The following is a 23388-nucleotide window of genomic DNA, read 5'->3' on the forward strand; positions in this document are numbered from 1 at the left end:
AAGACTCACCAAAATCAAGACCCGGTTGACATCACGGACAAAGGACACGCCATGACGCTCAAACTTCTCACCGCATCGGCCGGCCTCGCCACCGTTCTCGCCGTCAGCCCGCTGGCCCACGCCGATTCCGATGACGGCGACGCGGCGGCCTTCCTGATGACCATCCGCAAGGCGGGCATCGCGTTCCACGATCCGGGCCGCGCCGTCAAAGCCGGCCAAGCGGTCTGCGGCATGGCCAGTGCGGGCACCAGCGAGCCTGAGATCCTCAAGGACATCCGCCAGCTCAACCCCGGATTCACCCTGGACGGTGCCGCCAAATTCGCCGAAGCCGCCGCCCGGTCTTTCTGCCCCGAGCAACTCGGGGACGGAAGCAGCAGCGACAAGAGCAGGTGAGCTGCATGGGGCACGGCCTCGGGAAAACTCGTGAGGCGAGTGTTTGACCTGCATGTGTGCCTGTGACCGCGGAAGCGGTGTCGGTGACCAGCTGCTGTTGATTGCTGCCGGTGGCACGCCGGCCAACACGCCCCGCCCAAGCAGCGTGCCCCGCGATCCACGGCCCCGGCGCGGCCGCGTTCGCCATGCGCTCAGCGGCCTCCGGTGGATAACTCGCCGGACTCTGCGGTAGTCCCCACCCGACGGCCACGGGATGCGTCGGGCAACGACGCAGGCCGGATCGGGCGATCCGGCGGGGCGCTCTGTTGGCTGGCTCAGCATGGGGAATGAGGCAAAGCGACTTGGCAGGAAACACACAGCAGCTAATCAGCGCTGGCGCAGGTATGCCCCGCTAGCCTACGTGAAGTCCATCACGGGGAGCGCTGATGAAATTTGCTGTTCACTCGCCCGCACCGCAGGCCGAAAGCCATAGAGGCACCCATCGTGCTGCCCTGCAGGCCGGGCACCGGGGATGTGTCAGCCCGGTGGACTGCGGCCGTCCGGTGGCTCGAGCCGGCAGGCACCCGCCGGCGGACCGCGCATCCCGTTGACGTCCGGGGCACCGCCGGCGGCGACGCGTTTCGGTTCATTGCGGGAAGTTTCAATGCGGGAAAATGACCGTGGCCGAAAGCCTGGACTCCCTCAATCGCGCAAACCCGGCTCCAAAAGCCAGTGACGATTGTTCTTACTTGGCCGTGTGGGCAAATTGTATTGGATTGCCAAAACGTGCGGCGGAAGAGAATCCTTTTTGTCCCCAAAAGAACCGGACAGCGCACGCGGTCTGTCGTCGTTGAAGCTGGGTTTCGTCGCTCATTCGTATGGCGCGGGGCATCACCGCTGCGAGCTGCGGTCGGTGGCGCGTGCGACGCGGAACACACTGCAAGATAGGTCATCTCGCCTTGAGCATGGTCACTGCCCGAAAGCGCTCTCGCCACCGCCCACCTCGCCGCGACACGTGTTCGTAACATTGTGATTACTTTGCCGGAACACAATGCCACTACTGTCGCATCACGATGGCCCAAGGTTGCGCAGATCCGCCACAAGCAGCGTCTACAGCAAACCTTTTGAGACGCAGAATTTAACGTTTTTTGGATTCCATAAGAGCTGGGACAGTTTTGGGGGCGGGCGACGCGCGTCGTCGTTACGATGACGGCCACCTGAAAGGACCGGAGGTAGATAGGTGATAGATTTCGGCGCGCTTCCGCCGGAGGTCAACTCTGGGCGGATGTATGTCGGTCCCGGGTCGGGGCCGATGCTGGCGGCGGCGGCGGCCTGGGACGACCTGGCCGCCGAACTGCAGTCGATGGCCGCGTCGTACGGATCCACGGTCGAGGGTCTGACCGTCGGGCCGTGGACGGGTCCCTCCTCGATCGCGATGGCCGCCGCGGCCACGCCGTACGTCTCGTGGATCAGTGCCACCGGCACTCAGGCCGAGCAGGCCGCGGCCCAGGCCAAGGTTGCCGCCGCCGCTTACGAGACGGCCTTCGCCGCGACGGTCCCGCCGCCGGTGATCGTGGCCAATCGCGCGTTGCTCACGGCCTTGATCGCCACCAACATCCTGGGGCAGAACACCCCGGCGATCGCCGCCACCGAAGCGCAGTACGCCGAGATGTGGGCCCAGGACGCCGCCGCCATGTACGCCTACGCCGGCTCCTCGGCGGCCGCCTCGCAGCTGGTCCCGTTCGTCGAACCGCCGCGCACGACCACCGACTCGGGCGGCCCGATGCAGGCCGCCGCGGTCAGTCAGTCCGGGACCTCGAGTGGCCTGAACGTCGGCACCCAACTGTCCCAGCTGACCAGCGCCGTGCCGAACGCCCTGCAGAGCCTGGCATCGGGCATCGCGGGCAACGCGGCGGTGCCGACCTCGGGACTCACGCTGCCGTCGACCCTGCCCAGCGCGCTGACCAACTGGAACACCATCTGGGCCGTCTTCACCGGGGTGTCCTCACCCCAGTCGTGGACCCTTGTCCCCGGCGGCCCGTTCCTGTCGTTCGGGCAGGCATACGCCTGGGGTCAGAACGGGCAGGGCGCCGCCGCCTATCTGGCCGGCCCCAAAGCGATCTCCGGGGCGTTGGCGCCGCTGACCAGCGGCGCCCTCAAGCCGATGCTGAGCTCCGCCGTCGGCGGCGCGCCGGTGTCGGCGTCGATGGGCAGGGCCGCGCTGGTCGGAAGCATGTCGGTGCCGCAGGGCTGGACCGAGGCCGCGCCGGCGATCAGGACACTCGCCTCGGTGTTCCCCAATGTGGCGGCCGCGCCCACCGCCTCGCTGACCCCCGAGGGCGGCGTCTTCGGCCAGATGGCCCTGTCGAGCCTGGCAGGACGCGCCATGGCGGCCGGAGCGACGTATTCCGGAGCTGGTTCCGCGGCGACCGGCTCGCTGGGCGGCGTCATCGCGGCCGAGGCGGCGACGGCCACCATCATCGTGATTCCGGCCTTGGAGGACTGAGCGCCATGACCGACACATCAACAACCGACAGCAGCGCGACCGGGCAAGGGGTATAGAGATGTTCTACGGAGCGTTTCCACCGGAGTTCAACTCCGGCCGCATGTATGCCGGGCCGGGAGCCGAATCGATGGTGGCCGCGGCCGCTGCCTGGGACACGTTGGCCGCCGAATTGCAGTCCACCGTCTCCGCCTACTCGTCGGTGATCGACACGCTGAGCGGCGGACCCTGGGTGGGGCCGTCGTCGATGAGCATGGTGGCCGCGGTCACGCCGTACCTGTCCTGGATGCAGGCCACCGCCGCACAGGCCGCGCACACCTCCAACCAGGCCACCGCGGCGGCGGCCGCCTACGAGTCGGCCTTCGCGGCGACGGTCCCGCCGGAGGAGGTCGCGGCCAACCGGACCCAGCTGGCGTCGCTGGTGGCGACCAACATCTTCGGGCAGAACACCGCCGCGATCGCGGCCACCGAGGCCCAGTACGCCGAGATGTGGGCCCAGGACGCCCTGGCGATGGACACCTACGTCGGCTCGGCGGAGGCCGCAACCAGCCAGCTGACCGCGTTCACCGATCCACCGCCGACCACCAACGCCGCGGCGTCGACGGCGCAGGCCGCCGCGGTCGGCACGGCGACTGCCACCCCGGCCGCCAATGCGGCGGCGACCCTTGGTTCGATCATCCCCCCGTTCACCCCGGCGAACGGGCTACTCGGATACCTCGCCGGATTCGCGACCTGGTACCAAACCCTCGCGGAAAATCTCCTGAACGTTGTTCCGAACGGGGCCAGCTGGTATGCCAACCTGTACAACGCCTTCAAGATTCCGATTGGCCTGACCACGCAGTTCAACGACATCGGGCTGCTGATCAACTTCCCGGTGTCACAGTGGCTGAAGTTCGCCCCGCCGGTCGCCTACGGCGCGCTTCCGAAGGACGCGCTGGGGGCCGGACTCGGCGGGCTGGGCTTCGGGCGCGGCACCCTGTACAACGCGGTCAGCCCGGTGGCGGCCGGCCTGGGGCGCGGCACCCTGGTCGGAGCGCTGACGGTGCCGCCCAGTTGGGCCTCGGCCACCCCGGCCATCCGGACGGTCGCCGCCGCGTTGACGGCCGCCGGGCCGGAAGCGGTGCCGGCGGCCGCCCTCGGGGAGGGTGGGCTGCTCAGCTCGATGTCGGTGGCGGGCATGCTCGGCAGCGCCTTCGGGGCGGGCGCCCCCACCGTGGCGGGCCGTGCCACCGTCCGCGGGCGCCTCACCCCACTCAAGGAGCTGAAGGACGGCACCTCACCGGAAAAACTGAAGAAGGTGGTCGCACAGATATCGGAGAAACCCGAGAGCGTGCAGCACCACAACGTCGATCAAGAAGGGCTCGACGCGCTGCTCGAGCAGCTGGCCAAGAAACCCGGCATTCACGCGGTGCACCTGTCGAAAGGCAAGCCCAAAGTAGTGCCGTCGGAAGCGCAGATGAGTTAAGTGGCAACGTGTATTCAGAGCATCCCGCCGGCCGCGCAACGACCGGATCCGGCGCCGAGAGCAGCGGCGTGCGAGGCGGTTCGAGCAGCTCAGGCGAGGTTCGCCGAAAGCGTAAAAGCGTAGAACCAACTGGGAGAATGGTAGGGACAGCGGTCGACCGGGCAAAGTCGACGGTAAAGTTTTTCGAAGCCGCCGCTTTGGTCGAATACCGAATCGGCACAATTTCCTCGATGCGAGGGAAGGGGTAACTCATGAGGATGTTTGTCGCGCTGCTCGGCGCAGCGGCGGTGATCGGTTTTGCCGCGCCCGCCTATGCCGACCCGCCGGAACCGGACGGGGACGACGCGGGGTTCGTCGCCGCGCTGAACCAGGCCGGCATCTCCTTCGCGACCCGGGAGGGTGCCGTCGCCGCCGGCAGGGCGGTGTGTTCCTTCCTGGACAACGGCGAGAGCGGCCTGCAAGTGGTGCACGACGTGAAGATCCACAACCCCGGGATGGACATGGAGAACGCGTCCAACTTCGCGTTGATCTCGGCGAAGTACTACTGCCCCCATCAGCTGTCCAAGGCCTGACGGACACGGGCCGCGCCGGCATGGGACGGCTACTGGCGTTGCTCGGCACCGCCGCCGTGATCGGCTGCGCCGCACCCGCATCCGCCGGCCCCGACGACGCGTTCGACGACACGGGTTTCCTGGCGACGGTGCGCGACGCGGGTCTGCGCTACGCCAGCCCGGACCAGGCCATCGCCTTCGGCAAGGCGGTGTGCGGCTGGATCGGGAGCGGCAAGTCCGGCCCCGAGCTCGTCCACAACCTGCAGGACGAAAACCCGGGACTGACCACCGACCACGCCACCCTGTTCGTGGCGATCTCGGCGAAGTACTACTGTCCACAACGACTCGCCACGACGCACTAGCCCCGACACCGGCGCGTTCCGGAGAGGACGAATAGTCAACGCGCGCAGGTGGATTGCGGCTTGACCAGACGGCTGCGCACCGGCGACTGGGCGCGGCGCAATCGGTTGTGACCGGGGTCCACCTCCCGTTCACCTGCGCGTGGTTAGCTGCCGCGGTCCAGCACCGCCCGGGCGGTGCCGGTGTCGTTGCCGAGGGGAGGGATGTTCCGTCATGCAGACACTGAGCGTCGCCGATTTCGCGCTCCGGCTGGCCGTCGGGGTCGGGTGCGGCGCCCTCATCGGTATGGAGCGGCAGTGGCGGGCGCGCCGGGCCGGGCTGCGCACCAACGCCCTCGTCGCCGCCGGCGCGACCCTGTTCGTGCTCTACGGGGCCGCCACCGAGGACACCAGCGCCACCCGGGTCGCGTCCTACGTCGTGTCCGGGATCGGGTTCCTGGGCGGTGGGGTGATCCTGCGCGAGGGAGTCAACGTCCGCGGTCTCAACACGGCGGCCACCCTGTGGTGTTCGGCGGCGATAGGCGTGCTGGCCGCGTCGGGACACCTGGCCTTCACGGTGATCGCCACCGGCGCCGTCATCGCGATCCACCTCTTCGGGCGCCCGCTCGGGCGGCTGATCGACCGCGACGACAACGTCGAAGACGACGAGGGCCTCCAGCCGTACCTGGTCCAGGTGACCTGCCGACCCAAATCGGAGACGTACGTCCGCGCCCAGGTCGTGCAGCACGCCAGCAGCAACGACATGACGCTGCGCGGCATCCACGCCCGGCAGACCGGCGACGACGAGATCACGCTGAGCGCGCATCTGCTGATGGACGGCCACACCCCGGCGAAGCTCGAGCGGTTGGTCGCCGAACTGTCCCTGCAACCGGGGGTCCGCACGGTGCAGTGGTATGCGGGGGAGACGGCCCAGTAGCGGCACCGAGGACCCGGCGCGCGACATGAACCGCCCATGCCCGGGGCAACCCGGATCTCGGCAGATCTGACGGCGACGCCGAATTGAACCGTTGTCCGAACTCGGCGGGCACAGCAGCGTAATAGTCTGTTCGGGTGCATTCCGTTTCGGACTTTCTGTCCGCACTCCCGCCCCAGATGCGGGATCCTGTTCTGTTTGCTGTTCCATTCTTTTTGCTGCTGTTGACGCTGGAGTGGACCGCGGCCCGCAAGCTGGAACGCCTCGCGTCGGACGTCGACGGGTCCCGGCCGGAGTCCGGGGCCTATCAGACCCGAGACTCCGTGGCGAGCATCTCGATGGGTCTGGTGTCGGTGGCCACCACCGCAGGCTGGAAGGCCCTGGCGCTGCTGGGCTATGCCGCGATCTACGCCTACCTGGCACCCTGGCACCTCTCGGCAACCCGCTGGTACACCTGGGTCGTCGCACTCCTCGGCGTCGACCTGCTGTACTACGGCTACCATCGCATCGCCCACCGGGTACGGCTGATCTGGGCCACGCACCAGGCGCACCACTCCAGCGAATACTTCAACTTCGCTACCGCGCTGCGCCAGAAGTGGAACAACAGCGGCGAAATCCTGATGTGGATTCCGTTGCCGTTGTTGGGGGTTCCGCCGTGGATGGTCTTCTTTTCCTTCTCGGTGAGCTTGATCTACCAGTTCTGGATCCACACCGAGCGGATCGACAAACTGCCGCGGCCGTTCGAGTTCGTCTTCAACACGCCGTCGCATCACCGCGTGCATCACGGCATGGACAAGCTCTACCTGGACAAGAACTACGGCGGCATCCTGATCATCTGGGACCGGCTGTTCGGCAGCTTCCAACCGGAGGTGTTCCGCCCCCATTACGGGCTCACCAAGCAGGTCGACACGTTCAACATCTGGAAGCTGCAGACGCGCGAATACGTCGCCATCGCCCGCGACTGGCGAACGGCCGGCCGCTTCCGCGACCGGCTCGGATACGTGTTCGGTCCGCCGGGCTGGGCGCCGCGCGAAGCGGCCCGGGCCGGGACCGCCGACCCGATGGTCACGACACTGTAACGCCCGCACCGGTCGCCGCGAAGACTCCTGCGTAACGGAAAGTAACGCCTTAGTCTCGATTGGGTCGAGATTTGGCACCGGCGGATCGGAGTTCAAGGTGCGTCGCCGAGCATTGCGTGTATTCGCCACCCCGGTCATGGTCGCGGCCTTCGTGCCCACATTGCCGTCCGCGGCGGCCCGCGCGCAGGCCACCGTGGTGTACCCGGGCATGGAGATCCTGCAGGACAACCGGCTGTGCACGCTGGGCTACGTCGACCCGACGATGCGCGTCGCGTACACGGCCGGGCATTGCCGGGGCGGGGGAGCCGTCTACGACAAGAGCGGCAACGCGATCGGCCGGATGGCCACTTTCCGGGACAACACGCCCAGTGGCACCACGGTCGCCACCGACCAGATCATCAACGACTACGAGGCGATCGTGCTGGACGACGGCGTCACGCCGAGCACCGTGCTGCCGGGCGGGCGCCTGTTGCAGTCGAATCCGGCCGTCACGGTGCAGGCGGGCCAACCGGTGTGCCACTTCGGGGTGGCCACCGGGGAGACCTGCGGGACCGTCGAGAGCGTCAACAACGGGTGGTTCACCATGTCGCACGGGGTGCAGAGCCAGAAGGGCGATTCGGGCGGGCCGGTGTACCTGGCGCCCGACGGCGGACCCGGGCAGATCGTCGGGATCTTCAACAGCATGTGGGGGGATTTCCCCGCCGCGGTGTCGTGGCGGGCCGCCTCGGACCAGGTGCGCCAGGACCTGGGCGCGACCACGAACCCCGGCTGATCAGCGCGGAGTGCCCGGTTCCGGGGCCAGCACGAAGACCGGGATCGACGGCGCGGCGGCGCGCAACTGCTCGTCACCGGAGTCCGGCGTCAGCCGCCCGGGGACGAACCCCCTGACCTGCCAGTACCACCTGGCCAGGTAGCTCCGCAGGACGTCGGGCTTGGCCGCGTCGTCCAACTCGCGCGCAAGGGCGCGCTCCCGGTGCCAGCGCGGGCCCACCTCGACGACGCCCGCGGCCCGGATGTTGCGCGCCCACTGCGTGTTTCCACGCGGTGAGACGAGATAATCCACGCCGTCGACGGTCAAAAGATTGACCACCACCGACCGTGGCCGTCCGGTCTTGCGGCCCCGGATCCGCAGCGCGCGGGTCCCGGCGATGCTGATCCCCATCTCGGCCAGCCAGCGGATCGCAGCGTTGGCGGCGCGGGCGGCCCGGTTCGGCTGCTGGTATTGCGTGACCATGGTGGGTCCTTTCGGCCGGGGTGCCCGGCATTCCCTTGAGAGCACCGCTCTCGGTGTTCGACACGCTGCCACATCCAACGTCGAGAATCAAGAGCGGTGATCTCGGTTGTGCGAGACTGGTCGCGTGGGCAAACGCCAGGAGTCGCGGGAACAGATCGAGGCGCGGATCGTCGAGCTGGGACGCCGCCACCTGGTGGACCGCGGCGCGGCCGGCCTGTCGCTGCGCGCGATAGCGCGCGACCTGGGCATGGTGTCGTCGGCGGTATACCGCTACGTGTCCAGCCGCGACGAGCTGCTGACGTTGCTGCTGGTCGACGCCTACTCCGACCTGGCCGACACCGTGGACCGGGCCCGCGAGACGGGCGGCGAGCTCTGGAGCGACGACGTCGTCACGATCGCGCGGGCCGTGCGGGGCTGGGCGATCACCCACCCGTCCCGCTGGGCCCTGCTGTACGGCAGCCCGGTCCCCGGGTATCACGCCCCGGCGCAGCGTACGGCTGCGGCCGGCACCAGGGTCGCCGGTGCGTTCCTCGACGCCGTGTCCGCCGGCATCGCGACCGGGGACATCCGCCTGACCAATGATGTTGCCTCACAACCGACGTCGGCCGACTTCCAGCGGCTCCGCCAGGAATTCGGCTTTCCCGGCGACGATCGCGTTGTCACCAAATGCTTTTTGCTGTGGGCGGGGGTGCTGGGCGCGATCAGTCTGGAGGTGTTCGGCCAGTACGGCACCGACACCCTGACCGAACCCGAGGCGGTTTTCGACGCTCAGCTTCAGTTGCTTGTCGACGTGCTGGGCCGGCCCTGACCGGCGGCCATCGCGCCCGTCACCGCAGCTGAATTAGAACGTGTTCATCCGGCACCGGAGGACTCGACTAGGCGGGCCGCGGCAAATGCCCCGCGCCCTTTCTGGCGGTCGGCACGCTGGGCTATCCTGCGAGACGATGACCCCCTCCGTTTCAGCGCCCACGCAGATCGCCTGGGTCACCTCGGACCTGGACGCCACCGAAACGGCCCTTACCGGCCTGTTGGGCGCCCGGAAATGGATCCGGATTCCGGACGTACACTTTGCCCCGGACAGCTGCAGCTACCTCGGCGCGCCGGCAGATTTCGTCGCCAGCATTTCCCTGAGCTATCTCGGGGACATGCAGCTGGAGTTGATTTCACCGGTCCGCGGCCCGAACATCTATAGTGACTTTTTGCGCGACTCCGGACCGGGACTGCACCACATCTGCACGGAGGCCGACAGCCCCGAGCAGTTCGACACGGCCCTGGCGCGGGCCGCCGACCGCGGCGCCGCCGTCGTGCAACAGGGCGTGATGCCCGGCGGCATTCGGTTCGCCTATCTGTCGGCACCCCGGGCGGGCGTGCCGTTTTTGGAGATCGCCTACATCTCACCCGAGATGCGGGCGTTCTACGACTACATCAAAGAGCAGCAGCGCTGAGCCGCGCCGGCGACGATGCAGAGCGCAGCGATGAGGAGGAGCGGCGCCAATGAGCAGCGCCGGCGACGATGCAGAGCGCAGCGATGAGGAGGAGCGGCGCCAATGAGCAGCGCCGGCGACGATGCAGAGCGCAGCGATGAGGAGGAGCGGCGCCAATGAGCAGCGCCGGCGACGATGCAGAGCGCAGCGATGAGGAGGAGTGGCGCCAATGAGCAGCAAGACACCGGCAACGATCAGCGCGGACGACGTGACGTCGTGGTCGGATGACGTCGACGTCATCGTGATCGGATTCGGCATCGGGGGCGGTTGCGCCGCGGTCAGCGCGGCGGCCGCCGGCGCGCGGGTGCTGGTGCTCGAGCGCGCCGCCGCGGCGGGCGGCACCACTTCCCTTGCCGGAGGGCACTTTTACCTCGGCGGGGGAACAGCGGTGCAGCAGGCCACCGGTCATGCCGATTCGCCCGAGGAAATGTACAAGTACCTCGTCGCGGTGTCACGCGAACCCGAACTCGACAAGATCCGCGCCTACTGCGACGGGAGCGTCGAGCACTTCAACTGGCTGGAGGACCTGGGTTTCCAGTTCGAGCGAAGCTACTACCCGGGCAAGGTCGTGGTCCCGCCGGGCACCGAGGGCCTGAGCTACACGGGCAACGAAAAGGTGTGGCCCTTCTGCGAACAGGCCATGCCGGCACCGCGCGGGCATTCCGTGCCGGTGCCCGGCGAGTTGGGCGGTGCGTCCATGGTGGTGGACCTGCTGGTCAAGCGTGCCGACGCGTTGGGAGTGCGGGTCCAGTACGAGACCGGGGCCACCAACCTGGTCGTGGACGACGGGGCGGTGGTCGGCGTCGCCTGGAAGCATTTCACCGAAACGGGCGCCGTCAAGGCCAAAGCGGTCGTCATCGCGGCGGGGGGTTTCGCGATGAACCCGGACATGGTGGCCGAGCACACGCCCGCCCTGGGCCAGCCGCGCCGCACCAAACACCACGGGCTCGTGGCGCCCTACATCCTGGGCAACCCCAACGACGACGGGCTGGGCATCCGACTGGGTGTCTCGGCGGGCGGGGCCACCAAATACATGGACGAGCTGTTCATCACCGCGGCGGCCTATCCGCCGGAAGTCCTGCTGACCGGCCTGATCGTCAACAAGGAGGGCAAGCGGTTCGTCGCCGAGGACTCCTACCACTCGCGCACCTCGGCGTTCGTGCTGGAACAGCCGGACCACACCGCATACCTGATCGTCGACGAAGGGCACACCGAGATGCCCGAGATGCCGCTTATCCGGTTCCTCGACGGCTACGAGACGATCGCCGAGTTGGAGACCGCGCTGGGCATCCCCGCCGGCAACGTCGCGACCACGCTGGACCGCTACAACAAGTTCGCGGCCGCCGGCGAGGACCCCGATTTCCATAAGCAGCCGGAATACGTTGCGCCACAAGACAACGGCCCGTGGGCGGTGTTCGACTTGTCGCTGGGCCGGGCGATGTACTCGGGGTTCACCGTGGGCGGCCTGGCGGTGACCGTCGACGGGGAGGTGCGACGCGGCGACGGCACGGTGATTCCGGGGCTGTACGCGGTCGGGGCGTGCGCGTCCAACATCGCGCAGGACGGCAAGGGCTATGCCAGCGGCACGCAGCTGGGTGAGGGTTCGTTCTTCGGGCGCCGCGCCGGAGCGCACGCGGCCCACGGGGCGCTGGGCGCGCAGGAGCGTTGAAACCCCGCGCCGAGACTGTGATTCTGCAGAGCAAATACAAGCAGAGGTCTGCAGCCGGCTAGACCTGCGCGGGCTCCTTCTCCACCGGGCCCAACCGCCAGTCACCGCCGCCGAGCAGGTGCAGCTTTCTTTCGTGGTGCTGTTCGACGGCGGGCCGATGACTGACGCTGACCAGCACGCAGTCCGGCAACTCGGCGCGCACCAGCTGATACAACGCAAACTCCAGCCCCTCGTCGAGCGCCGAGGTCGCCTCGTCGAGGAAGACCGCCTTGGGCTTGGTCAGCAGGATGCGGGCAAAAGCGACGCGCTGCTGTTCGCCGGGGGAGAGCACCTTGGCCCAGTCCTGCTCCTCGTCGAGCCGGGCGATCAGTGGGCTCAGCGCGACTTTGCCCAGCACGTCGCGCAACTCGGCGTCGGAGACCTCCTCGGGCGAGTTCGGATAGCACACCACGCTGCGCAGGTCGCCCAGCGGCACATACGGCAACTGGGACAAGAACATCGTCGCGTTGGCCCCCTCAGGGCGGCACAGCGTCCCGGACGCGTACGGCCACAACTCGGCCAGGCTGCGCAGCAGCGTGGTCTTGCCGGACCCCGAGCGCCCGGTGATCACCAGCGACTCGCCCTGGTCCAGCTGCACGTCGAGCGGGTCGATCAGCTGGTCTCCGGCCGGGGTGCGCACTTCCAGGCCGCGGAGTTCGACCGCCGACTGCTCACTGTCTTTGACCAGGATCGTCGGCAGGGCCCGGCCCTGCGTGTTGGCGTCGACCAGCCCGTGCAATCGGATGATCGCGGCCCGGAAGGCCGCGAACGCGTCGTAGTTGTTGCGGAAGAACGACAACGAGTCCTGGATGTTGCCGAAGGCCGTCGCGCTCTGCCCGACATCTCCGAAGTCGATGCGGCCCGCGAACAGCCGCGGCGCCTGAATCACCCATGGCAGCGGCACGATCGCCTGCGACATCGAGAAGTTCCATCCGTTGAAGATGATGGTGCGGCGAACGAACCTGCGGTAGTTGTCGATGATCGGGGTGAAGCGCCGCCACAGTTGCACCCGCTCGATCCGCTCACCACGGTAGAAGCCCACCGCCTCGGCGGCGTCGCGCAACCGCACCAGACCGTAACGGAAGGCGGCGTTGAGTTTCTCGTTGTTGAAGCTGAGCCAGATCAGCGGATGACCCAGCCAGATCGCGACGACCGTCGCGATCAGCACGTAGACCAGGACGACCCAGAACATCGCGCGCGGGACGGTCACGCCCAGCACGTCGAGGTCTCCGGACAGATTCCACAGGATCGCGGCGAACGAGATCACCGAGGCCACCGCGTTGACGGCCCCGAACAACAACGTGCTTCCGGTCCCGTTGGACGGGACGTTCGGTGTGCCGCCGGCATTGGTGGTGAAGATGTCGACGTCCTGCTGGATGCGCTGGTCGGGGTTGTCGATGGTGTTGTCGATGAACAGGTCCCGGTAGTAGGCCTTGCCGGCGAGCCAGTCGTCGGTGAGGTGGGCGGTCAACCACACCCGCCAGGCGATGATGAAACGCTGCGTCAGATAGATGTCGGTCATGATGCGGATGACGTACAGCGACGCCAGCACGCTGAAGATCACCAGCGACATCCAGAAACCGTGCACCCCGGACTGCCGGACCCTGTCGTTGCCGGCCGCCAAGCCCTGAACCGCGATCTGCACGGACGTGTAGAGGTCGTTGCCCTGGTAGCTGAGCAGCACCATGATCCGCACGGACAGCACCACCGACAGCAACAGCACGCCGAGCATCGCCCAGACCCGAACGCTGCGCGCTCCGACGAAGTAGCCGCGGGTGATCCGCCAGAACTGCCGGCCCCAGGGCGTGAAGTACCTGAACGCGACCAGCACGAGCAGCACGCAGACGGCGCTGATCACCCAGGCCTCGGCGACCCAGTGCAACGACTCCACGGGTGCCGTCGACCAATTGATCGACGGCTTAAACGGTTTCGCGCCCAAGCTCGGAGTCTCCTTTGTATCCGGAAGGCGGCGGATAGGCTGCGGTGATGAGCACCGACGCCGTCTCCACCCAGACCATGCATGCCGGCCGGCTCGTCGCGCGGCGACTCAAGGCCAGCGGTGTCGACACCATCTTCACGCTATCCGGCGGCCACCTTTTCTCCATCTACGACGGCTGCCACGACGAGGGTATCCGGCTGATCGACACCCGCCACGAGCAGACGGCGACCTTCGCGGCCGAGGGCTGGTCCAAGGTCACGAGGGTGCCGGGCGTGGCCGCGCTGACCGCCGGGCCGGGCGTCACCAACGGGATGAGCGCGATGGCGGCGGCACAGCAGAATCAGTCGCCCCTGGTCGTGCTCGCCGGCCGGGCCCCGGCCGGGCGCTGGGGGATGGGTTCGCTGCAGGAGATCGACCACGTGCCCTTCGTGGCGCCGCTGGCCCGCTTCGCCGCCACCGCGCAGTCCGCCGACGCGGCCGGCCGACTCGTCGACGAGGCGTTGCGCGCCGCGGTGACCGCCCCGTCGGGCGTGGCCTTCGTCGATTTCCCGATGGACCACGTGTTTTCGATGACCGAGGACGACGGCAGGCCCGGGGCTCTCGCCGACGGGGCATCCGCAACCGCGCCGGCGCACACGGACACCCGGGCGCTGGACCGTGCCGCGACGCTGCTGTCCGCGGCGCGCCGGCCGGTGATCATGGCGGGCACCAACGTGTGGTGGGGGCACGCGGAGGCGGCACTGCTCCGTCTGGCCGAGGAACGGCAGATTCCGGTGCTGATGAACGGCATGGCCCGCGGCGTGGTGCCCGCCGACCACCCGATGGCATTCTCGCGGGCGCGGGCGAAAGCACTGGGCGAGGCCGACGTGGCCCTGGTCGTCGGGGTACCGATGGATTTCCGGCTCGGCTTCGGCGGGGTGTTCGGACCGCAGACCCAGCTCGTCGTGGCGGACCGTGCCGAACCCGGGCGCGAGCACCCGCGTCCCGTCGCCGCCGCGCTCTACGGCGACCTCACCTCGATCCTCTCGGCCCTCGCCCGGGGGGCGGGCGGACCCGACCGCCACGATTGGATCGGGCAGCTGCGCGCGACCGAGACCGCCGCCCGCCATGCGGAAAAGGCCGACCTGGGCGACGACAGGGTCCCGCTGCACCCGATGCGCGTGTACGCCGAGCTGGCGCCGATGCTGGACCGCGACGCGATCGTCGTCATCGACGCCGGCGATTTCGGCTCCTATGCCGGTCGGCTGATCGACAGCTATCTGCCCGGCTGCTGGCTGGACAGCGGACCGTTCGGGTGCCTGGGTTCGGGCCCGGGTTACGCCATGGCCGCCAAGCTGGCCCGCCCGGACCGTCAGGTCGTCCTGCTGCAGGGCGACGGCGCGTTCGGCTTCAGCGGCATGGAATGGGACACCCTGGTCCGGCACAACGTGCCGGTCGTGTCGGTGGTCGGCAACAACGGAATCTGGGCGCTCGAGAAGCACCCCATGGAGGCGTTGTACGGCTACTCGGTGGCCGCCGAGTTGCGTCCGGGCACGCGGTACGACGAGGTGGCGCGCGCCCTGGGCGGCCACGGCGAGCTGGTGTCCGCGCCCGCCGAACTGCGGCCCGCTCTGGACCGCGCCTTCGCCAGCGGCCTGCCCGCCGTCGTCAACGTCCTGACCGACCCCGCCGTCGCCTATCCGCGCCGCTCCAACCTGGCCTGACGGGGCCGCCGGGCCGCGATGGTGCGCAGATTGCCAGGGATTACGGCGTGTCGCAGTACAGACACGCACCCTCGCGCCCGGCGTCGGCCCGCGTACGGTTGTGCTGTGCCCAAGACCAGCCGCGCCCAGCCGGGGCGCCTGACCAGCCGGTTCTGGCGACTGCTCGGCGCCAGCACGGAAAAGGACCGCAGCCGCTCCCTCTCCGCGGTCACCTCCTCGTCCGAGTACGACGAGGAAGCCGCCGGTCTCACCGACGAGCAGCTCCGCAAGGCCGCAGGGCTGCTCAAACTCGACGACCTCGCCGAGTCCGACGACATCGCGCAGTTCCTCGCGATCGCCCGGGAGACGGCCGAGCGGGCGACCGGGCTGCGTCCCTTCGACGTGCAGTTGCTGGGGGCGCTGCGGATGCTTGCCGGCGACGTGATCGAGATGGCCACCGGTGAGGGCAAGACCCTCGCCGGGGCGATCGCGGCGGCCGGGTACGCGCTGGCCGGCCGACACGTGCACGTGGTCACCATCAACGACTATCTGGCCCGCCGCGACGCGGAGTGGATGGGCGCCCTGCTCAAGGCCATGGGCCTCACCGTCGGCTGGATCACCGCGGAGTCGACGCGGGAGGATCGCCGGGCCGCCTACGACTGTGACGTCACCTACGCCTCGGTCAACGAGATCGGCTTCGACGTGCTGCGCGACCAGTTGGTGACCGACGTCGCCGACCTGGTCTCGCCCAACCCCGATGTCGCCCTGATCGATGAGGCCGACTCCGTGCTCGTCGACGAGGCGCTGGTGCCGCTCGTGCTGGCCGGCACCACGCACCGGGAGACGCCGCGGCTGGAGATCATCAAGCTCGTCGGCGAACTCGTCGCCGGCACCGATTACGACACCGACGCCGACAGCCGCAACGTCCATCTGACCGAAGCGGGTGCGCACAAGGTCGAAAAGGCGCTCGGCGGCATCGACCTGTACTCCGAGGAACACGTGGGCACCACGCTGACCGAGGTCAACGTCGCCCTGCACGCCCATGTGCTGCTGCAGCGCGACGTCCACTACATCGTCCGCGACGACGCGGTGCACCTGATCAACTCCTCCCGCGGCCGCATCGCCCAACTGCAGCGCTGGCCCGACGGCCTGCAGGCCGCCGTGGAGGCCAAGGAGGGCATCGAGACCACCGAGACCGGCGAGGTGCTCGACACCATCACGGTGCAGGCGCTGATCAACCGCTACGCGACCGTGTGCGGCATGACGGGGACCGCGCTGGCCGCCGGCGAGCAACTGCGCCAGTTCTACAAGCTGGGCGTGTCGCCGATCCCGCCCAACAAACCGAATATCCGCGAGGACGAGTCCGACCGCGTCTACATCACCGCCGCCGCCAAGAACGACGCGATCGTCGCGCACATCAGCGAGGTGCACGCGACCGGCCAGCCGGTGCTGGTCGGCACCCGCGACGTGGCCGAGTCCGAGGAGCTGCACGAACGCCTGCTGCGCCGCGACATACCGGCGGTGGTGCTCAACGCGAAGAACGACGCCGAGGAAGCGCAGGTGATCGCCGAGGCGGGCAAATACGGGGTGGTGACGGTGTCCACCCAGATGGCGGGGCGGGGCACCGACATCCGGCTCGGCGGGTCCGATGAGGCCGACCACGACAAGGTCGCCGAACTGGGCGGGCTGCACGTGGTGGGCACCGGCCGCCACCACACCGAGCGGCTGGACAACCAGCTGCGCGGGCGCGCCGGACGCCAGGGCGACCCGGGGTCGACGGTGTTCTTCTCCAGTTGGGAGGACGACGTCGTGGTGGCCAACCTGGACCGCAATAAGCTGCCCACCCAGACCGACGAAGACGGCCGAATCCTCGGCCCGAAGGCGGCCGGCCTGCTCGACCACGCCCAACGCGTCGCCGAGGGCCGGATGCTGGACGTGCACGCCAACACCTGGCGCTACAACCAGCTGATAGCCCAGCAGCGCGCCATCATCGTCGATCGGCGAAACACGTTGCTGCGCTCCGTGACCGCGCGCGAGGAGCTGGCCGAGCTGGCGCCCGGGCGCTACGCGGAGCTGTCGGAGAAGATCTCCGAGGAACGCCTCGAGACGATCTGCCGGCAGATCATGCTCTACCACCTGGACCGGGGCTGGGCCGATCACCTGGCGTACCTGGCCGACATCCGCGAAAGCATCCACCTGCGTGCGCTGGGCCGGCAGAACCCGCTGGACGAGTTCCACCGGTTGGCGGTCGACGCGTTCGCGTCGCTGGCCGCCGACGCGATCGAGGCGGCCCAGCAGACGTTCGAGACCGCCAACGTCCTGGAGGAGGAGCCGGGGCTGGACCTGTCCAAGCTCGCGCGGCCGACGTCGACGTGGACCTACATGGTCAACGACAACCCGCTGTCCGACGACACGTTGTCGACCCTGAGCCTGCCCGGGGTGTTCCGCTAAGGACGGCCGCACGCCCGGGCATCGGCTCGCGGACGTCGGCCCTCGAGTGTCGGCTAAGGTCACGGCTCATGGAGCCGCTGCCTCCGCCCGACCGGGTGCTGACAGTGCCGAACGCGCTGAGCGTTCTCCGCCTGGCGCTGATCCCGGCGTTCGTCTACGTCCTGCTGTTCGCGCACGCCAACGGTTGGGCGGTGGCGATCCTGATGTTCAGCGGCGCCTCGGACTGGGCCGACGGCAAGATCGCGCGGCTGCTCGACCAGTCCTCGCGCCTGGGCGTCCTGCTCGACCCGGCGGTCGACCGCCTCTACATGGTCAGCGTGCCGATCGTGCTGGCCTTCGGCGGCATCGTGCCCTGGTGGTTCGTGATCGTCCTGCTGGCGCGCGACGGGCTGCTGGCCGCGACGTTGCCGTCGCTGCGCAGCCGTGGACTGTCCGCGCTGCCGGTGACCTACCTCGGCAAAGCCGCGACCTTCGCGCTGATGGCTGGCTTTCCGCTGGTTCTGCTGGGAACCTGGGACGCGTTATGGAGCCGGGTGGTGTGGGCCTGCGGATGGGCGTTTCTGCTCTGGGGCATGTACCTGTACCTGTGGGCGTTCGTGCTCTACGCGGTGCAGGTGACCCTGGTGGTGCGCCGGATGCCCAGGCTCGCCCGGCCCGCCCGTCAAGCGGTCGCGCAGGAGCGGGGTGACCATGGCAGAGGCTGACCGCAGGCTCGGGGGCTACGACCCCAACGCCGGCCGCAGCGCCCACGCGGCCGCGCGGCCGCAACACATCCCGGTGCCCTCCCTGCTGCGCGCCCTGCTGTCCGAGCACCTGGACCCCGGGTACGCCGCGGCGGCCGCCGAACGCGGCCGCTCGACCACGCCGCGCACCGCCCGCGAGCGCGCCGTCGGCTGGATCTGGCAGACCCTGGCCGCGCTGTTGATCGCGACGGTGTTCGCGCTCGCGGTCACCCAGGCCCGCTCCGTTGCGCCCGGCGTCCGCAGCGAGCAGCAGCTGCTGGTCCGGGGCGTACGTTCGGCGGAGACCACCGCCGGCGAGCTGGCACAGCGACGCGGCGCCCTGTCGACGCGGGTCGACGACGTGCAGCGCCGGGCGCTGGCCGACGACGCCGCGGGGCAGCGGCTGCTGGCCCGCCTCGACGCGCTGAGCCTGGCCGCCGCCAGCACACCGGTCATCGGGCCGGGCCTGAAGGTGACCGTGACCGACCCGGGTGTCAGCCCGAACCTGTCCGACGTGTCCAAACAACGGGTCAGCGGCAGCACCCAGATCATCCTGGACCGCGACCTGCAGCTGGTCGTGAACTCGCTGTGGGAGAGCGGCGCCGAGGCCATCTCGGTCGGCGGGGTGCGGATCGGTCCGAACGCGACCATCCGGCAGGCCGGCGGGGCGATTCTCGTCAACAACAATCCCACCAGCAGCCCCTACACGATCCTGGCGGTCGGGGCGCCGCACGCGATGCGCGACGTGTTCGACCACAGCCCCGGGTTGCAGCGTCTGAGGCTGCTCGAGGTGTCCTACGGTGTGGACGTCGCGGTCGACGTCGCCGACGGCCTCTCGCTGCCCGCCGGATCGATCCGGGACGTCAAGTTCGCCAAGCAGATTGGGTCGCAGTGAGCGGAGTCCTCGTGGCACACCACCCCCGAGAGCGGCTGCGGGCGGGAACCCGCGCATGATCGGTATCGCGGCGCTCGCCGCCGGCATCCTGCTGGGCCTGGTTTTCCACCCCGCGGTGCCCGAGGCGATCCAGCCCTACCTGCCGATCGCCGTGGTCGCAGCGCTGGACTCGGTGTTCGGCGGGATGCGTGCCTACCTCGAGCGGATCTTCGACTCGAAGGTGTTCGTGGTGTCCTTCGTCTTCAACGTGTTCGTGGCCGCGCTGATCGTCTATGTCGGCGACCAGCTCGGCGTCGGCACCCAGTTGTCCACGGCGATCATCGTCGTGCTGGGCATCCGTATCTTCGGCAATGCCGCTGCGCTGCGCCGCCGGTTGTTCGGTGCGTGACGGGGAGGGGACCGGCGTGAACCAGGACCCTCCCGAGCGCGCCGCCGAGGAACCCCACGGCTCCGGGGCGGAGCAGCGGGGCGGCCGCCACGAGTTACCGGCCCACCGTCCGCGGCCCGAGATCGGGGTGGTGCACCGTAGCGGGTGGTCCGGATTCCTGCGCGGTGACCGCAGCAGTCCGGCCTTCGGGACGCTGGCCATCGTGTTGTGCCTGCTCCTGGGGATCGCCATCGTCACACAGGTCCGCCAGACCAAGACGGGCGACTCCCTGGATACGGCCCGCCCCGCGGACCTGCTCGTGCTGCTGGACTCGCTGCGGCAGCGCGAAGCCACACTCAACACCGAAGTGAGCGAGCTACAGAACACCCTGAATTCGTTGCAGGCGTCGGGAAACACCGACCAGGCCGCGATCCAGAGCGCGCAGGCCCGACTCGCCGCGTTGTCCATCCTCGCCGGCGCCGTGGGGGCCACGGGGCCGGGCGTCACCGTCACCATCGAGGATCCCGGGCCCGGGGTGTCGCCGGAGGCGATGCTCGACGTCATTAACGAGTTGCGTGCCGCCGGCGCCGAGGCGATCGAGGTCAACGACGCGCGCCAGTCGGTGCGGGTAGGTGTGGATACCTGGGTAGCGGGTGTGCCCGGCTCGCTGACCGTCGACAACAAGACGCTGTCGCCGCCGTATTCGGTTCTGGCGATTGGTGATCCGCCGACGCTGGCCGCAGCGATGAACATTCCGGGCGGCGCAGAGGACAGCATCAAGCGCGTCGGTGCGCGGATGTCGGTGCAGCAGGCCGACAGGGTCGAGGTGGCCACCTTGCGGCAACCAAAACCGCACCAATACGCTCAGCCCGTCAAGTGAACCCGACCAGAACAGGATTACCGTGAGCGATATCCCGCCCGATCTGCACTACACCGCCGAACACGAGTGGGTTCGCCGCAGCGGGGACGACACCGCGCGGATCGGGATCACCGACTTTGCCCAGGCGGCGTTGGGGGACGTCGTTTTCGTCCAGTTGCCGGAAGTCGGAACCGAACTCACCGCCGGCGAGCCCTTCGGTGAGGTGGAGTCGACGAAATCGGTGTCGGACCTCTACGCCCCGGTCTCGGGCAAAGTGTCCGCGGTCAACGGCGACCTGGACGGCAGCCCGCAACTGGTCAACTCCGATCCCTACGGCGCCGGTTGGCTGCTGGATGTTCAGGCCTCGGACGTGGCCGGGCTGGAGTCGGCGATTTCGGGGTTGCTCGACGCGCAGGCGTACCGCGGCACGCTGACCGAATGACGATTGCTAAGGTGCCTGCCAGCCGTGCGCGGCGACCAAGCGTGCGGCGCGGCGAGCTCGATCATGGGGGTGTCACTCCCGCTTGCGGGGGTAGGTCTGGGCAGGGGCTGCCAATCCCGCGGCGGTGGGCCCATTGTCACGCGGCGCGCGGTACGGTCGACACATCAGGATAAGCAGGCAGTGCCGAGCAGGCAGTGACAAGCAGTACGGGGCGAACAGAAACAAGTGGGTGACCGGCCCGAGCGGCCCGGTCAGACAACGCCACAGCGGCCAGTGAGGAGCAGCGCGTGACGGACATGGACTCCGGTATGGGCAAAGACCAGACTTCTGACGAAGTCACTGTGGAGACGACCTCCGTCTTCCGGGCCGACTTCCTCAACGAGCTCGACGCCCCCACGCAGGCGGGGGGCGAGAGTGCGGTGTCCGGGGTGGAGGGTCTCCCGGCGGGCTCGGCGTTGCTGGTCGTCAAGCGCGGACCGAACGCGGGATCCCGCTTCCTGCTCGACCAGCCGACCACGTCCGCCGGCCGGCATCCCGACAGCGACATCTTCCTCGACGACGTCACCGTCAGCCGCCGCCACGCCGAATTCCGGCTGGAGAACCACGAATTCCATGTCGTCGACGTCGGCAGCCTCAACGGGACCTATGTCAATCGCGAGCCCGTCGATTCGGCGGTGCTGGCGAACGGCGACGAGGTGCAAATCGGCAAATTCCGCCTGGTGTTTCTGACCGGGCCCAAGCAAGGCGACGGCGACGGAGGTTCTTCAGGACAGTGAGCGCGCCCGATAGCCCGGCTCTGGCCGGGATGTCGATCGGGGCGGTACTGGATCTGCTGAGGCCGGACTTCCCCGATGTCACGATCTCCAAGATCAGGTTCTTAGAGGCCGAGGGACTGGTGACGCCGCAGCGCGCCGCGTCGGGATATCGCAGGTTCACCGCCTACGACTGCGCGCGGTTGCGGTTCATCCTGACCGCCCAGCGCGACCACTACCTACCGCTGAAGGTGATCAGGGCGCAACTGGACGCCCAGCCCGACGGCGAGCTGCCCGCCGCCGGATCGCCCTACGGCGTCCCGCGGTTGGTGTCGGTGACCGACGACGGGGAGGTCGCCGGATCCGACACGGCCGCGGTGGCTCCGACTCGCGTGCGGCTGAGTCGCGAGGACCTCCTGGAGCGCTCGGGGGTCGACGACGGCCTTCTGACGGCGCTCCTGAAAGCCGGGGTGGTCACCACCGGCCCGGGCGGATTCTTCGACGAGCACGCCGTCGTGATCCTGCAGTGCGCCAAGGCGCTGTCCGAATACGGTGTCGAGCCGCGGCATTTGCGGGCTTTTCGCTCCGCGGCCGACCGGCAGTCCGACCTGATCGCGCAGATCGCCGGCCCGGTGGTCAAGGCCGGCAAGGCCGGCGCCCGCGACCGCGCCGACGATCTCGCCCGTGAGGTCGCGGCGCTCGCGATCACGTTGCACACAGCGCTGATCAAGTCCGCCGTTCGCGACGTTCTGCGCCGCTGAGGACTAGACTTCTAGCGAAACTTGGTGTTCGGGCGCTACGTCGCGCCGAGTATGGGTTGTAGACGGCGGCAGGTTGCGGAGGTCAGACACAAATGGGCGAAGTTCGTGTTGTCGGCATTCGCGTGGAGCAACCGCAGAACCAGCCGGTGCTGTTGCTCCGCGAAGCCGACGGCGACCGGTACCTGCCGATCTGGATCGGCCAGTCCGAGGCCGCGGCCATTGCGCTCGAGCAGCAAGGCGTGGAGCCGCCCCGCCCGTTGACGCACGACCTCATCAGGGATGTGATTGCGGCGCTTGGACATTCGCTGAAAGAAGTGCGGATAGTCGACCTGCAGGAAGGCACCTTCTACGCCGACCTGGTGTTCGACCGCAACATCACCGTGTCGGCGCGCCCGTCGGACTCGGTGGCCATAGCGCTGCGGGTCGGCGTTCCGATCTACGTGGAGGAAGCCGTGCTCGCCCAGGCGGGGTTGCTCATCCCCGACGAGAGCGACGAGGACGCCAACGCCCCTGTCCGCGAGGACGAAGTGGAGAAGTTCAAGGAGTTTCTCGACAGCGTGTCTCCCGACGACTTCAAGGCCTCCTAGCCTGCGGGATCGATTCCCCCGTCACCGCGGGTCGCACCCGGTCCCGGAAACGTTCGCACGGTTGACCGCCACCCGGATGGGGACGTCACGGACGGGTCTCAACTCGCCGCGATCTCGACACGCCTGGCGGATAGCACACCTACTCACCGTTGCGGCGGCCATACTTTGAGGACCAGACAGGGCACGGCGGCGACCGAACAGCGTAAGCTCTCTAGCACTCGGGCCCGAGCAGGCGTGGCTGCCGGTGCAGCCAGTGACGAAGC

General features: G+C 68.6%; 23 protein-coding genes and 1 pseudogene. 22 read left to right on the forward strand and 2 right to left on the reverse strand.

Translation table 11 applies throughout. From position 1 onward, the window contains the following. Window positions 1-51 precede the first annotated feature (51 nt). The 8 genes from FPZ47_RS02145 to FPZ47_RS02180 all read left to right on the forward strand — a co-directional run bounded on the left by FPZ47_RS02145 (window position 52) and on the right by FPZ47_RS02180 (window position 8014). A complete protein-coding gene (locus tag FPZ47_RS02145; protein ID WP_144947360.1) occupies window positions 52-393 on the forward strand; it encodes a DUF732 domain-containing protein in 342 nt (113 codons plus the stop codon). A 1219-nt stretch (window positions 394-1612) separates the two neighbouring features. Continuing rightward, a complete protein-coding gene (locus FPZ47_RS02150) occupies window positions 1613-2878 on the forward strand; it encodes a PPE family protein (RefSeq protein ID WP_144947362.1) in 1266 nt (421 codons plus the stop codon). A gap of 58 nt (window positions 2879-2936) precedes the next feature. Then, complete coding sequence (locus FPZ47_RS02155) at window positions 2937-4340, forward strand: PPE family protein (protein ID WP_144947365.1); 1404 nt, start codon at window positions 2937-2939, stop codon at window positions 4338-4340. A gap of 251 nt (window positions 4341-4591) precedes the next feature. Next, window positions 4592-4912: a DUF732 domain-containing protein gene (locus FPZ47_RS02160; RefSeq protein WP_144947366.1), complete on the forward strand. Its 321-nt coding sequence runs from the start codon at window positions 4592-4594 to the stop codon at window positions 4910-4912. A gap of 20 nt (window positions 4913-4932) precedes the next feature. Beyond that, entirely contained in the window at window positions 4933-5253 is a 321-nt protein-coding gene (locus FPZ47_RS02165; protein WP_144947369.1) for a DUF732 domain-containing protein, read from the forward strand. A 211-nt stretch (window positions 5254-5464) separates the two neighbouring features. Beyond that, entirely contained in the window at window positions 5465-6166 is a 702-nt protein-coding gene (locus FPZ47_RS02170; RefSeq protein WP_144947371.1) for an MgtC/SapB family protein, read from the forward strand. Between the two features lie 176 nt (window positions 6167-6342). Beyond that, window positions 6343-7242 carry a sterol desaturase family protein gene (locus FPZ47_RS02175; protein ID WP_144947489.1) on the forward strand — a complete coding sequence of 300 codons (900 nt, stop codon included), beginning with the start codon at window positions 6343-6345 and terminating at the stop codon, window positions 7240-7242. A 136-nt stretch (window positions 7243-7378) separates the two neighbouring features. Continuing rightward, on the forward strand, window positions 7379-8014 hold the full coding sequence (locus FPZ47_RS02180) for an Rv1815 family serine proteinase (RefSeq protein ID WP_144947492.1): 636 nt from the start codon (window positions 7379-7381) through the stop codon (window positions 8012-8014). Here the strand turns inward: FPZ47_RS02180 and FPZ47_RS02185 are convergent, their stop codons facing one another. Then, window positions 8015-8476 (reverse strand): nitroreductase family deazaflavin-dependent oxidoreductase, encoded by a 462-nt coding sequence (locus FPZ47_RS02185; RefSeq protein ID WP_144947374.1) that lies wholly within the window; start codon window positions 8474-8476, stop codon window positions 8015-8017. Window positions 8477-8600: 124 nt separating this feature from the next. Between FPZ47_RS02185 and FPZ47_RS02190 the strand changes: the two genes are divergently transcribed. The 4 genes and pseudogenes from FPZ47_RS02190 to FPZ47_RS02210 all read left to right on the forward strand — a co-directional run bounded on the left by FPZ47_RS02190 (window position 8601) and on the right by FPZ47_RS02210 (window position 11629). Next, entirely contained in the window at window positions 8601-9284 is a 684-nt protein-coding gene (locus FPZ47_RS02190) for a TetR/AcrR family transcriptional regulator (RefSeq protein ID WP_210419810.1), read from the forward strand. A 136-nt stretch (window positions 9285-9420) separates the two neighbouring features. Then, the gene (locus tag FPZ47_RS02195; RefSeq protein WP_144947379.1) at window positions 9421-9921 is read left to right on the forward strand and encodes a VOC family protein; all 501 of its coding nucleotides are present in this window, start codon (window positions 9421-9423) and stop codon (window positions 9919-9921) included. A 15-nt stretch (window positions 9922-9936) separates the two neighbouring features. Further along, window positions 9937-10010 (forward strand): annotated as a pseudogene (locus FPZ47_RS30550) (hypothetical protein); the annotation flags it as partial. Between the two features lie 119 nt (window positions 10011-10129). Then, entirely contained in the window at window positions 10130-11629 is a 1500-nt protein-coding gene (locus FPZ47_RS02210) for an FAD-binding protein (RefSeq protein WP_144947382.1), read from the forward strand. A 58-nt stretch (window positions 11630-11687) separates the two neighbouring features. On the opposite strand, the gene bacA is transcribed toward FPZ47_RS02210, so the two are convergent. After that, window positions 11688-13607: a vitamin B12 ABC transporter pemease/ATP-binding protein BacA gene (gene bacA, locus FPZ47_RS02215; protein WP_144947385.1), complete on the reverse strand. Its 1920-nt coding sequence runs from the start codon at window positions 13605-13607 to the stop codon at window positions 11688-11690. Between the two features lie 47 nt (window positions 13608-13654). On the opposite strand from bacA, the gene FPZ47_RS02220 reads away from it, so the two are divergent. From FPZ47_RS02220 to FPZ47_RS02265, 10 genes are all read left to right on the forward strand, one after another. Beyond that, window positions 13655-15310 (forward strand): acetolactate synthase, encoded by a 1656-nt coding sequence (locus FPZ47_RS02220; RefSeq protein WP_144947388.1) that lies wholly within the window; start codon window positions 13655-13657, stop codon window positions 15308-15310. Window positions 15311-15415: 105 nt separating this feature from the next. Continuing rightward, on the forward strand, window positions 15416-17740 hold the full coding sequence (secA2, locus tag FPZ47_RS02225; RefSeq protein WP_144947390.1) for an accessory Sec system translocase SecA2: 2325 nt from the start codon (window positions 15416-15418) through the stop codon (window positions 17738-17740). Between the two features lie 68 nt (window positions 17741-17808). Then, on the forward strand, window positions 17809-18444 hold the full coding sequence (locus tag FPZ47_RS02230) for a CDP-alcohol phosphatidyltransferase family protein (RefSeq protein WP_144947393.1): 636 nt from the start codon (window positions 17809-17811) through the stop codon (window positions 18442-18444). Further along, the gene (locus FPZ47_RS02235) at window positions 18431-19357 is read left to right on the forward strand and encodes a DUF881 domain-containing protein (RefSeq protein WP_144947396.1); all 927 of its coding nucleotides are present in this window, start codon (window positions 18431-18433) and stop codon (window positions 19355-19357) included. Before FPZ47_RS02230 ends, FPZ47_RS02235 begins: the two co-directional genes overlap by 14 nt. Before the next feature lie 55 nt (window positions 19358-19412). After that, the gene (locus FPZ47_RS02240) at window positions 19413-19745 is read left to right on the forward strand and encodes a small basic family protein (protein WP_144947400.1); all 333 of its coding nucleotides are present in this window, start codon (window positions 19413-19415) and stop codon (window positions 19743-19745) included. 16 nt (window positions 19746-19761) lie between these two features. Beyond that, window positions 19762-20604: a DUF881 domain-containing protein gene (locus FPZ47_RS02245; RefSeq protein WP_210419811.1), complete on the forward strand. Its 843-nt coding sequence runs from the start codon at window positions 19762-19764 to the stop codon at window positions 20602-20604. A 22-nt stretch (window positions 20605-20626) separates the two neighbouring features. Beyond that, complete coding sequence (gene gcvH, locus FPZ47_RS02250) at window positions 20627-21025, forward strand: glycine cleavage system protein GcvH (RefSeq protein WP_144947405.1); 399 nt, start codon at window positions 20627-20629, stop codon at window positions 21023-21025. Between the two features lie 296 nt (window positions 21026-21321). After that, a complete protein-coding gene (garA, locus tag FPZ47_RS02255; protein WP_425461732.1) occupies window positions 21322-21801 on the forward strand; it encodes a glycogen accumulation regulator GarA in 480 nt (159 codons plus the stop codon). Further along, window positions 21798-22538 carry a transcriptional regulator FtsR gene (ftsR, locus tag FPZ47_RS02260; protein ID WP_144947409.1) on the forward strand — a complete coding sequence of 247 codons (741 nt, stop codon included), beginning with the start codon at window positions 21798-21800 and terminating at the stop codon, window positions 22536-22538. The genes garA and ftsR overlap by 4 nt, the downstream gene beginning before the upstream one ends. Window positions 22539-22630: 92 nt before the next feature. Then, window positions 22631-23125, forward strand: a complete 495-nt coding sequence (locus FPZ47_RS02265) for a bifunctional nuclease family protein (protein WP_144947411.1) — start codon at window positions 22631-22633, stop codon at window positions 23123-23125. The last annotated feature ends 263 nt before the right edge of the window (window positions 23126-23388 follow it).

The sequence above is a fragment of the Mycobacterium helveticum genome (assembly GCF_007714205.1).
Taxonomy (GTDB): Bacteria; Actinomycetota; Actinomycetes; order Mycobacteriales; family Mycobacteriaceae; genus Mycobacterium; species Mycobacterium helveticum.